The organism is Okeania hirsuta (assembly GCF_003838195.1).
Taxonomy (GTDB): domain Bacteria; phylum Cyanobacteriota; class Cyanobacteriia; order Cyanobacteriales; family Microcoleaceae; genus Okeania; species Okeania hirsuta.
The window spans coordinates 1-11,865 of record NZ_RCBY01000214.1; the positions used below are offsets into that span (position 1 = coordinate 1).

The 11,865-nt window shown below is 37.6% G+C and carries 7 protein-coding genes; 6 read left to right on the forward strand and 1 reads right to left on the reverse strand.

Annotation, left to right across the window (positions count from 1 at the left end; genetic code table 11):
* The 6 genes from D5R40_RS25295 to D5R40_RS25320 all read left to right on the forward strand — a co-directional run.
* A partial coding sequence (locus tag D5R40_RS25295; protein ID WP_192901310.1) for a cobaltochelatase subunit CobN occupies positions 1-1,739 on the forward strand: 1,739 nt, incomplete at its 5' end.
* A 91-nt stretch (positions 1,740-1,830) separates the two neighbouring features.
* Positions 1,831-2,469, forward strand: coding sequence for an REP-associated tyrosine transposase (locus tag D5R40_RS25300; RefSeq protein ID WP_338043236.1), 639 nt, complete (start codon positions 1,831-1,833; stop codon positions 2,467-2,469).
* 487 nt (positions 2,470-2,956) lie between these two features.
* Positions 2,957-3,193 carry a hypothetical protein gene (locus tag D5R40_RS25305; RefSeq protein ID WP_124146625.1) on the forward strand — a complete coding sequence of 79 codons (237 nt, stop codon included), beginning with the start codon at positions 2,957-2,959 and terminating at the stop codon, positions 3,191-3,193.
* A gap of 431 nt (positions 3,194-3,624) precedes the next feature.
* The gene (locus D5R40_RS25310) at positions 3,625-5,835 is read left to right on the forward strand and encodes a peptidase domain-containing ABC transporter (protein WP_124146626.1); all 2,211 of its coding nucleotides are present in this window, start codon (positions 3,625-3,627) and stop codon (positions 5,833-5,835) included.
* Between the two features lie 286 nt (positions 5,836-6,121).
* Complete coding sequence (locus D5R40_RS25315; RefSeq protein WP_124146627.1) at positions 6,122-6,445, forward strand: tetratricopeptide repeat protein; 324 nt, start codon at positions 6,122-6,124, stop codon at positions 6,443-6,445.
* A 582-nt stretch (positions 6,446-7,027) separates the two neighbouring features.
* Entirely contained in the window at positions 7,028-9,505 is a 2,478-nt protein-coding gene (locus D5R40_RS25320) for an ATP-dependent Clp protease ATP-binding subunit (RefSeq protein ID WP_124146628.1), read from the forward strand.
* Positions 9,506-9,644: 139 nt separating this feature from the next.
* Here D5R40_RS25320 and D5R40_RS25325 read toward each other — a convergent pair whose 3' ends face one another.
* Positions 9,645-11,804: an EF-hand domain-containing protein gene (locus D5R40_RS25325; protein ID WP_124155407.1), complete on the reverse strand. Its 2,160-nt coding sequence runs from the start codon at positions 11,802-11,804 to the stop codon at positions 9,645-9,647.
* Positions 11,805-11,865 lie beyond the last annotated feature (61 nt).

Below are 11,865 nucleotides of genomic sequence, written 5' to 3' on the forward strand. Positions count from 1 at the left end.
ATGGGGTGTTAATTTCTCATAACATTCCTCCTTATGGTCGGGCTGGTTTATATAAAGAATTGGTGAGTTTGCGAGAGTTAATTTCTGAATATCGGGAAGAACCCCAGAAAAATTCGGGGTTGCGGGAATCGATTTTTAAGAAGATTTTTGATACTGGTTTAAATTCAGATTGTCCGTTTGAGTATGGCAAAAATTTAGGGATTGAATTTACTGCGGAAAATGTGCGAATGTTTAGTGAAGATGTGATTAATCCCTATTTTGTGGAAATTTACGAATATTTGCAGGTTGTAGAACAAAGATTATTTTCTTCTGGTTTACATACTTTGGGAGAAGTGCCAAACGAGGAGGAATTAAAATCTTATTTGGAGGCTTATTTTGGTAAAAAAATCGGAGAGCTAGACTCGGATAATGATGTTAAGCAAAGTGTGGTAAATATTGGGGATTTGTTAATGCAAAATACTGATGAATTGACTAATCTTTTGCGTGGATTAAATGGAGAATATATTCCTGCTGCCCCAGGAGGAGATTTATTACGAGATGGTCCGGGAGTTTTGCCAACTGGTCGAAATATTCATGCTTTAGACCCCTATCGAATGCCTTCTCCTGCTGCTTATGAAAGAGGACGAGAAATTGCCAATAAAATTATTAATCAACATCTCGAAGAAAATAATAATTATCCCGAAACTGTAGCAGTAATGTTATGGGGTTTAGATGCTATTAAAACCCGTGGTGAATCAATCGGAATTTTATTAGAATTAGTAGGTGCTGAACCAGTAAAAGAAGGTACGGGTCGCATCGTTCGTTATGAATTAAAGACTTTAGCTGAAGTTTGTCATCCCCGCATCGATATTTTAGGAAATTTATCAGGAATTTTCCGGGATAGTTTTGTCAATATTATTGAATTATTAGACGATCTATTCCAACGAGCAGCAACCGCAGACGAACCCGTAGAACAAAATTTTATCCGCAAACACGCTTTAGCATTGCAAGCGCAAGGTGTAGAAAATATTTCGGCGCGGTTATTTTCTAATCCTGCTGGTGATTTTGGTTCCTTGGTGAATGACAGAGTTGTGGATAGTAACTGGGAGTCAGCGGATGAGTTAGGCGATACTTGGCAAGGGCGAAATGTCTTCAGTTACGGACGCAAAGATAAAGGAGAGGCACGCCCAGAAATTTTGCAGGAATTGTTGAAAGGTTGCGATCGCATCGTACAAGAAATTGATTCGGTGGAGTATGGTTTGACAGATATTCAGGAATATTATGCTAATACTGGTGGATTAAAATTAGCAGCAGAAAAACAACGGGGTAAAAAAGTAAGTGCGAGTTTCGTCGAAAGTTTCTCCAAAGATACCACCCCCCGAAAATTAGAAGACTTGTTGCGGATGGAATATCGCACAAAATTATTGAATCCAAAGTGGGCAGAAGCAATGGCAAATCAAGGTAGTGGAGGAGCTTACGAGATTTCCCAACGGATGACCGCCTTGATAGGTTGGGGCGGTACAGCTAATTTTGCTGATAATTGGGTTTATGACGGTGCTGCCGAGACTTATGCTTTGGATGCAGAGATGGCGCGTAAATTACGGGAGGCAAACCCGGAAGCATTTCGGAATATTATTGGGCGGATGTTGGAAGCGAACGGACGCGGTTTTTGGCAAACAGATGAAGAGAAGTTGCAGAAATTGAGGGAGTTATATGATGTAGCGGATGAGGAAATTGAAGGTGTGAGTAGTAACAAGTAGGTTGGGTAGAACGGAGTGTTAGCGGAGCTTATCCGCAGTATCAACCCAACATAATAGGTTATAAAATAAGAAGTAGGTTGGGTAGAATGAAATGTTAACGGAGCTTATCCGTAAGATAAACCCAACACAAACCAAGATAATGTTGGGTTTCGTGACCTCAACCCAACCTACAAAACTACAAAACTTTATGGAATATCGTCGGGCAAAAACACCAGGGGCAACTTATTTTTTCACAGTAGTGACATACAACCGCCAGAAAATTTTGTGCGAACCTGAAAATATAGATTTACTACGAAAAGCTTTTCGATATGTTATGCAAAAACATCCATTTAAAATAGATGCTATTGTCATCTTGCCAGACCATATTCATTCTCTTTGGACATTACCTAAAAATGATGCAAATTTTTCGATTCGTTGGCGGTTAATTAAAAGTTATTTTAGTCGTCAATACCATTCTCAATATCAGGGAAAAATTTCAACATCTCGACAATATAAAGGAGAAAAAGCTGTTTGGCAACGCAGGTTTTGGGAGCATCAAATTCAAGGATATTTAGATTTTGCTAATCATATAGAATATATTCATTATAATCCAGTACATCATGGATTAGTAACTGCTCCGAAAAATTGGGAATATTCTAGTTTTCATCGTTATGTAAAAGCGGGAATTTATGACAAAATGTGGGGTTCTTCAGAAAGACTTACTTTTGACAGCAATATTGGTAGAGAATAAATTGTAGGTTGGGTTAAGCGGCAGCGCAACCCAACAAAAACCAAGATAATAAGATAACAAGCAAGTAGGTTAGGTAGAACGGAGTGAAATCCTACAAAAATCAAGATAATAAGATAACAAGTAGGTTGAGTACAAAAAAGTGAAATCCTACAAAAACACATTATGTTGGGTTTATCCTAACGGATAAGCTCCGCTAACGTTCCTCAACCCAACCTACTTCTATGGCTTAGTAATTGAATTTATTGATTCCAACATTGTTATCCAGAAAATTTACAAAATTTTATTTATTTTAATTTTAGGATTATTTTCTCACCTACAATAGCAAACAAACTGTAGTCCAACAAAAACTAATATACAGAAATTAAAAAAGTATCCTGAAGCTGCATTTCACTTCAAGAAGAATAGACTATACATCACAAGATAGTTAAATAAATGAACATAAATTTATACTAGCTTGTCGATCTAATTAACTCTGAGAAAAAAAATCATGCAAGACACTCAAAACAACGAACTATTTTCCGATATTTCCACTGAAGAATCTGCTACTATTAATGGTGGTTGTGGTTGTGATGGTTACGGTCGCGGTCGCTCTGTATATTATGGCTACGGTCGCCCTCGCTACTACAATGATGGATATGGATACAGTCGCTCTGTAAGCTATGGTTACCGTCGTAGTAGCTATGGCTATGGTTATGGTGGATATCGTGGTCGTGGCTGCTACTAAAAGCTATTTCATTAATTGATAATGGATAATTGATAATTGATAATTACCAACCAGAATTATTTAATTATTAATTATTCAGTAATGGTGAAATTATAACTTTAGATTGATATTTAATTAAATGAGGCATCCATAATTTTATGGGTGTTTTTTTCTGATTTACTCCCTAGTCAACAGAAGTAGTTATTTGGGGTGAAATAAATCATCAGTATAGTTATTTTGTAAGCATTTCCTGCGGAATGCTACGCAAACAGCTTTTTAATGAACTATGTGGTTTGATAGACTATTAAGGTTGACTAATGGACTTTTACCCATACTTTTAATTATTTGAAGTCTCTCAATTACTTTTTGCTCCCTTAAAACTAATAAAGCTGATAGCTAATAGCTGACCGCTGAATGCTTACGTTATTTTTAATTTAAAAATTCAAATTATTATGTTAGATATAGTACCAGTACCAATATTACCAAAAGCATCTAGCGATCGCGAAATAAATAATGTTAATAAATATCCGTTAATTCTACAGCAAAGTGAAGAAGATTGTGGGGCAGCTTGTTTGGCTTCTATTGCTAAATATCATGGTCGTAATTTAACAATAAATCGTATTAGAGAAACTATCGGTACTAATCAACAAGGAACTACATTATTAGGTTTAAAACAAGGTGCAGATAGTATTGGTTTTAATGCTAGGTCTGTCAAAGCAAATCCAGGAATTTTAGACCAAATTGAAAGTGCCCCTTTACCCGCAATTATTCATTGGCAAGGCTATCATTGGGTGGTTTTGTATGGCAAACAAGGAGATAAATATATTATTGCTGACCCCGCTCTTGGAGTTCGTTTTTTATCAAAAAAAGAATTAGCTGAAGCCTGGGGAGATTGGGTTTGTTTATTAGTAGAACCAGATGCAAAACGCTTCTTTTCTGAAGCTGATGAAAAAGTCAGTAATATTAGCAGATTGCTCAGACGAGTTTGGTATTATCGGCAAATTATTATTCAAGTTTTTCTGCTGAATATTGTCTTGGGTTTGCTTTCTATTGCTTCTCCTTTTTTGGTACAAATTCTGACTGATGATGTGCTAGTTAGGGGAGATTTTCAGTTACTTACCAGTGTGGTAATTGCTGTGATTGTGATGAATGTTTTTAGCAGTTGTTTGGAATTAGTTCAATCTAATATGATTGCTCATTTTGCCCAACGTTTGGAATTGGGGTTGGTGATGGAATTTGGGCGAAAAATTTTGAGTTTACCATTGAAGTATTATGAGACGAGACGCAGTGGTGAAATTGTTAGTAGGTTGACGGATATTAAAGAAATTAATCAGTTGGTTTCTCAAGTAATTGTCAGTTTGCCCAGTCAATTTTTTATTGCTTTGGTTTCTTTGACTGTGATGTGTATTTACAGTTTTTCCCTGAGTATAGTTGCTGTTTTTATGGCGGTAATTATGACTTTATCAACTATTGCTTTATTGCCGATATTGCAGCAAAAAACTAGAAGTTTATTTGCTTTGGAGGCAGAAAATCAGGGTGTCTTAGTAGAGACTTTCAAGGGAGCAATGACTCTGAAAACTACCTCCAGCTCTCCTCAATTTTGGGAGGAATTTCAAGGCAGGTTTGGTAAGTTGGCTAACTTGAGTTTTAGAACTACTCAAATTGGGATTGTGAATGATACTTTTTCAGGTTTAGTTAGTAATATTGCGAATATTTTTCTATTATGGTTTGGCAGTAATTTAGTCATCGCCGAACAATTAAGTATTGGTCAATTATTGGCTTTTATTACTATGAATCAATATGTGTCAACTTTGGTTACTACTTTGGTAGGATTGATGGATGAATTGACCAGAGTTCAGACTGCTACGAAACGACTTTCTGAAGTAATTGATTATCCACCAGAAGTAGATAAAAATCATCAAAAACCCGATGCGAAAATTAGTCCTAAAGCCGATATTATTTGTTCCAATATTAGTTTTCACTACGCTGGTAGAATTGATTTATTAGAAAATTTTTCTGTGAAATTTACTGGTGGTAAATCTATCGCTTTAATTGGTGAATCTGGTTGTGGTAAAAGTACCTTGGCAAAATTAATTGCTGGTTTGTATCCGGTGCAGTCTGGTAATATTCAGGTTGGGATTTATAATCTGCAAGATTTAGATATAGATTCTTTTAGAAAACAGGTAGTATTAGTTCCTCAAGATGCTCATTTTTGGAGTCGTTCGATTATTGAAAATTTTCAACTAGCAGTGCCTGGAGTAACTTTTGAACAAATCGTTAAAGCGTGTCAAATTTCTGGAGCAAATGAATTTATTAGTCGTTTACCTGATAAGTATCAAACAGTTTTAGGAGAATTTGGAGCAAATATTTCTGGCGGACAAAGGCAACGTTTGGCAATAGCAAGAGCTATGGTTAATGACCCTGCTGTATTAATTTTGGATGAATCAACTTCTGGTTTAGACCCTGTGAGTGAGGCGGAAGTTTTGGAGAATTTATTGTTGCATCGACGGGGTAAAACAACAATTTTTATTAGTCATAGACCAAAGGTAATTAGTCGGGCTGAATGGATTGTTTTATTGAATAATGGTAAGTTAGAGTTGCAAGGTTCTACCGCTTCTTTACGGGCAAAACATGGGAATCATTTAGATTTTTTGAATCCTTAAATTATCGAGTGGGAATAAGTTTGCTAATTCTATTTATTTGTTAAGTTTCAGTTGAGTATATCGAATTTTATTGACTATTGCGTATGGAGAAATAGTAATTTGATTCATTAACTATTAACCCCCAACAACCGATGCCTATTTATCGTACTTGTGGCAATAATTTAATTACTTTAAGTAAATTTGAGGAAGCATAAAGGGTATTTCAACAACTAAAAAAAATTATCCATAGTTACCAAAAGGTTATGAGGATTATGCCAGAGTTGCTCATAGTTGGGGAAATTGGAATTTGGCTTTGGTGCGTTGGCAAAATGCTATAGAAAAGTTTCCTGAAAATATCGTTTTCCAAGTTCAAAAAGGTAATATGTTGATAAATTTATCTCGGTTTGATGAGGCTGAGGCAGTTTTTAAAAGGTTAATAGAAAAGTTTCCAAATCAACCTCAAGGTTATGAGGGTTATGCGAGATTAACTCATAGTTTGGCAGATTGGAATTTGGCTTTGGTGCGTTGGCAAAATGCTATAGAAAAGTTTCCTGAAAATATTTGTTTTCAAGTTAAGCAAGGTAATGTGTTGATAGGAAATGCTGTCTGTTTTCAGGGATTTTTTGGTTAGTCTAATTATAAATTAACATAACTTTAAACTGCTAAAAATTTTCAGTATTTGTGCAAATTAAATATTTTAATTTTTCCAGTAAATAATCAATGATTATTATGTAGTTAAATTAATATTAAAAAATCAAAAATTCGTCTTTTGCGTAAGTCCTGTAGATAAAAATTTAGGGATGTTCCATGGAATGTCCCTATAACGGCTTGAGAAAAGGATAATATTATACGAGATTTCAAAGGATACAATTTTTCTGTGAACCAAGAATCCTAGTTTCAGGAGAATCTCTATACCTGCATACCTGAACGCCAGATATTATGTCAATGTGTGTCAACTTTTTTCCCAAGTGGTACTATTAAGAAAATATTTCAAAAAAAGACTAGCTACTTTTGGCCTCTTGATCCTCAGTTAATTTTCGGTTACGGCTCTCCTCACTAGGCACTCCTACTTTTACGACGCTAAATTAGTTACAGTAAACAAAAATTTACATTAGTTTCTATTTATGGCCTAATTGTGGTTTAAAACTAGGTAACAATTAAACTACAGGAGGGACATATCCCCTGTAACTATAATATGTAAGGAAAAGTAACCATGTTTGAACGCTTTACAGAACAATCAATCAAAGTGATTATGTTGGCCCAGGAAGAAGCCCGTCGCCTTGGACATAACTTTGTGGGTACAGAGCAAATCCTCCTGGGTTTGATTAGTGAAGGTACAGGTATTGCGGCAAAAGTTCTCAAGGAATATGATGTAAATCTCAAAGATGCTCGGAATGAAGTAGAACAAATAATTGGTCGTGGTTCTGGGTTTACTCCGGCAGAAATTCCTTTTACTCCCAGGGTAAAACGGATGTTGGAAGTATCCTTAGAAGAAGCAAGAAAACTAGACCATAACTATATCGGTACAGAACATTTGCTACTGGCATTGCTCCAAGATTCTGAAGGAGTCGCGGCTAAAGTATTGGACAATTTGGGAGTTGATAGAAGCAAAATTCGGACTCAGATAATTCGCTCCCTTGGAGAAGTTGCTGCAGTTTCTCCTGGAAGCTCTAATTCTGGCAATAAGAAAGCTGTAACTCTAGAAGAATTTGGTACAGACCTGACGAAATTAGCAGCAGAGGGTAAAATCGACCCAGTCGTGGGCCGGGAAAAAGAAATTGAACGGATGATTCAAATTTTAGGCCGGAGGACAAAAAATAATCCTGTCCTTCTTGGCGAACCAGGGGTCGGAAAAACAGCGATCGCTGAGGGATTAGCTCAACGTATCGTTAACCAAGATGTTCCGGATCTTCTACAAAATAAACAGGTGGTGAGTCTAAATATCGGTTCCTTAATTGCTGGTACCAGGTTCCGAGGAGAATTTGAGGAACGACTGAAAAAGATTATGGATGAAGTCCGCTCTAATGGCAATATTATCCTAGTAATTGATGAAATTCATACTGTTGTGGGTGCTGGTGCCATAGAAGGTAGTATGGATGCTGCTAATATTCTCAAACCTGCTTTGGCCAGAGGCGAGGTACAATGTATTGGGGCAACTACTCTGGATGAATATCGCAAGCATATTGAACGGGATGCTGCTCTCGAACGTCGTTTCCAACCTGTAAAAGTGGGCGAACCTACTGTGGAGGAAACAATTGAAATTCTTTATGGGGTACGTTCTGCTTACGAACAACACCACAAGTTGATAATTTCTGATGAAGCTTTGACCGCAGCAGCTAAACTATCAGACCAATATATTAGCGATCGCTTCTTACCAGACAAAGCAATTGATTTGATAGACGAAGCAGGGTCTCGTGTTAGGGTCAAAAACTCTATGCTTTCACCAGAGTTGAAAGATATGAGGCGAGAAATCTCAAAAGTGACAAAAGATAAAGAAGAAGCTATTCGCGCACAAGACTTTGAGCAAGCTAGTCAATTGCGCGATCGCGAACTAGAAATTCAAGCACAAATTGAACAGAGCGATACCGATAAACAAGAAGAAACAGCCAAAGTTACTCCTGTGGTGACAGAAGACGATATTGCTCATATTGTGGCATCTTGGACTGGAGTACCTGTGAGTAAGTTGACAGAATCTGAATCTGAGAAACTACTACACATGGAAGACACTCTGCACCAACGTCTCATTGGTCAAGAAGATGCTGTTAAAGCAGTATCTCGTGCTTTGCGTCGTGCTCGTGTTGGTCTGAAGAACCCCAACCGACCCATTGCTAGTTTCATCTTCTCCGGTCCAACTGGTGTTGGTAAGACAGAACTAACAAAAGCCTTAGCTGCTTATTTCTTTGGTTCTGAGGAAGCCATGATTCGACTAGATATGTCAGAATACATGGAACGTCATACAGTTTCTAAATTAATTGGTTCACCTCCAGGATTTGTTGGTTATGACGAAGGTGGCCAACTTACAGAAGCAGTTCGTCGTCGCCCTTATACCGTGGTACTATTTGATGAGATTGAAAAAGCTCATCCAGATGTATTTAATCTCTTGTTGCAAGTCTTGGAGGATGGTCGTCTCACTGATGCTAAAGGACGGGTAGTCAGCTTTAAAAATACCTTAATCATTATGACTTCTAATATTGGTTCTAAGGTCATCGAGAAAGGTGGCGGTGGTTTAGGTTTTGAGTTTGCTGAGGATAAAGAAGAAGCTCAATATAACCGTATCCGCAATTTAGTCAATGAGGAACTCAAGCAGTATTTCCGCCCAGAATTTCTCAACCGACTGGATGAAATTATTGTCTTCCGTCAGTTGAATAAGGATGAGGTGAAAGAAATTGCAGAAATTATGCTGCGAGAAGTATTCAGTCGTTTGGGCGAACGAAATATGACTCTGACACTCAGTGACAGCTTTAAGGAGCGCTTGATTAAGGATGGATTTGATCCTAGTTATGGTGCCAGACCGCTGCGTCGCGCAATTATGCATTTGTTAGAGGATGCTTTGGCAGAAGCATTATTAGCTGGTCAAATTCAGAATGGTGAAAATGTTTATGTAGATTTAGATGAAAATGGAGAGGTAAAAGTTACATCTGCTGGAGCTGCTAAAGAGCAACTTCCAGAATTTGCTTACAGCAATAATTAATCTCAAGATAAGGTTCCGATCAACGTATAATTTCTGAGAACAAGGAGTTGGGTTATGCTAATGCTTAACCCAACATTTTTATTGACATAATTTTACAGCAGTTTCGGAAATTGATTTACACAATTAGATACTATTTGTCTCAGATTGTCTGAGATCTCAAGGATTTAAAGACTGCTTGAAACTCCTCGTAACTGATTAGATCATCACCACTTGTGTCTGCAGTTTTCATCATATTCTCAATTTGAACATCATTAATATGGGTATCGATACTACGAATATAAGTTTGTAACTCATCTAAACTTATATATCCTGACCTATCTGTATCAATATATTGGAAAACTCTGTAGAGTTGCTCTTCTTCTACAGAAATAATGTGTTCTACGAAACCAAGACTTTCAGCGATCGTCTTCCACAACTGATAGGAGTCAGTGTGTTTAAGAGCATCTGCTTCGTCATCTTTAGTAATGCTATATTCTTGGCGAAGTTCTTGAATTAGCTTGCGATCTTCTGGGGATAAACTTTTCAAAAGGTCTTCTAACACTTCATTGGATGTTTGCTCAGAGAATGCTTTCATCAAATCAGAAACCCAGTTTCGATCTGGGTGAGTTTTCCCAGAATGTAAGATAATTTCCAGAAGAGTTTCTCGATAGCTCTCCAACCGCAGAGAGTTTTCTCTATTGTGTGGCTTACGAGGATCGAATAGCTCGGGATATTCTTGGCCTATTTCCACTAAGATGGTATCGTGATCTTTATCAGAAATACCCAGTTCTTGCCGCATTTGCTTGAAGTTTTCCAGAGTATTAGCAGGGTCTACATAACCCTCATCAATGGCATCTCGCAGCATCGCTTTATAAGTTTGCAGACGTTTTTCTTGGGAAAAATCAGGCAGAACTTTAGCAAGAACATAGACTTCATCCGCATTAAGATCGTCAATAGATCGTCCATCCAAAAACTTCGCAGTATCTAAATTCAGCTTTTTGAGCTGCTTTTGCAATCGAGTGGCAAGACTTTCCCGTTGATAACGACTTGGAGTGCGCCGCCAAGTTCTATAAAGCCACAAACTACTAGATACCATTATAAAAACCGGGAAAAGACTAGGCAGAGGTGATGGTAACATCTTAACATAACCGCGCGCTGAAAAAATAAAGAAAAAATTAAAAATGAAAAACGTACACAACGTAAACATTTGATGTCGAATGACTCGGGAGTCAGTATGTTTGTGATGGCGCTTATGATAGGCTTTATAAAGATCTTCCAAGGCACAACCAATACCTATAGCACCAAAGATAAATAGACCAATAGTGACGGGTACTGCTAGTAATTTAGGAAAGTCTATAGGCTCACCTAATAAATAATACCCAGGTTTGAGTATATCTGCCAGTTGACTTTCTTCATGAGACCAGACTCCCGATATAAGATAATCCCAGTTCCCAGCATAAAGATAGTAATAAACAAAATACCCAACTGTAAGGCCAATATAGCCATAGTAGAGCCATTGCTGCTTATAGCTCTCGATCTCATCCCAATAGGCAGATTCAGCATCTATATCAATACACTTGGTTGTACAGGCAACACAAGCACTCAATTCTTTACCCTCTTGAGTTACTGTACGACACATAGATTGGGTGACGGGTTTGCGATCGCCTTTGTGAGCTGTACTGTTGAATATTCCTCTTGGTTGTCCATAAATCTTTTGTACGGGAGCCATTGGGCAAATATACTGACACCAACTCTTACCTCCATAGAGAAAACCAACCGTTAGTGCTGCGATAATGGTAAAGGTTAGAAACAAGCCTAATGCCAAACGATTAGAGTTGACAAACACAATACGGGCACAGACTCCTACATATAAAAGACCAAATTGTAGGCAAAGATGATTCTGAGCTAGCCATGAATTTCTGGCAACTTTGACCAATTCCTTACGCACTTTCCCTGTTCCACTGACGCGCTTGCGTTTACGTTCCAATCCTAATGCACGAGGAATTTGCGAAATAAAGGAGAGAGGACAAATTCGGCGCCAAAATTCGTGTCCGAACACAAATAAAATCAGGACACCACAGGGCACGATCAGACCCCAAAAAAGAGGAGCTCCCATCGCATAGGGTATCTCTTCAATACATTTTCCTTGTAGCAGGACGCAGTTTTCTGGATTGATTTTGAACGGACTTAATGCATTGGAAGGTTCTGTTAGCTTACTGGATATTGGATCGTAGAATAGTGAAAAAATTAGTACACACCAACCCAAGGCAACTGCCATTCGTACTCGATGAATTTTGATTTCAGAAATGTTACTTAGCATCGCTAATTTTTTTTTCTCGAGATATTTTTTTGAGTTTTAGCAGTTAACTGAAGAGTACAAA

Coding starts and splice junctions, on each gene's coding strand:
- D5R40_RS25300 (WP_338043236.1), top strand. CDS start 1,831: ATGTTAACGGAGCTTATCCGTAAGATAAACCCAACACAAACCAAGATA.
- D5R40_RS25305 (WP_124146625.1), top strand. CDS start 2,957: ATGCAAGACACTCAAAACAACGAACTATTTTCCGATATTTCCACTGAA.
- D5R40_RS25310 (WP_124146626.1), top strand. CDS start 3,625: ATGTTAGATATAGTACCAGTACCAATATTACCAAAAGCATCTAGCGAT.
- D5R40_RS25320 (WP_124146628.1), top strand. CDS start 7,028: ATGTTTGAACGCTTTACAGAACAATCAATCAAAGTGATTATGTTGGCC.
- D5R40_RS25325 (WP_124155407.1), bottom strand. CDS start 11,804: ATGCTAAGTAACATTTCTGAAATCAAAATTCATCGAGTACGAATGGCA.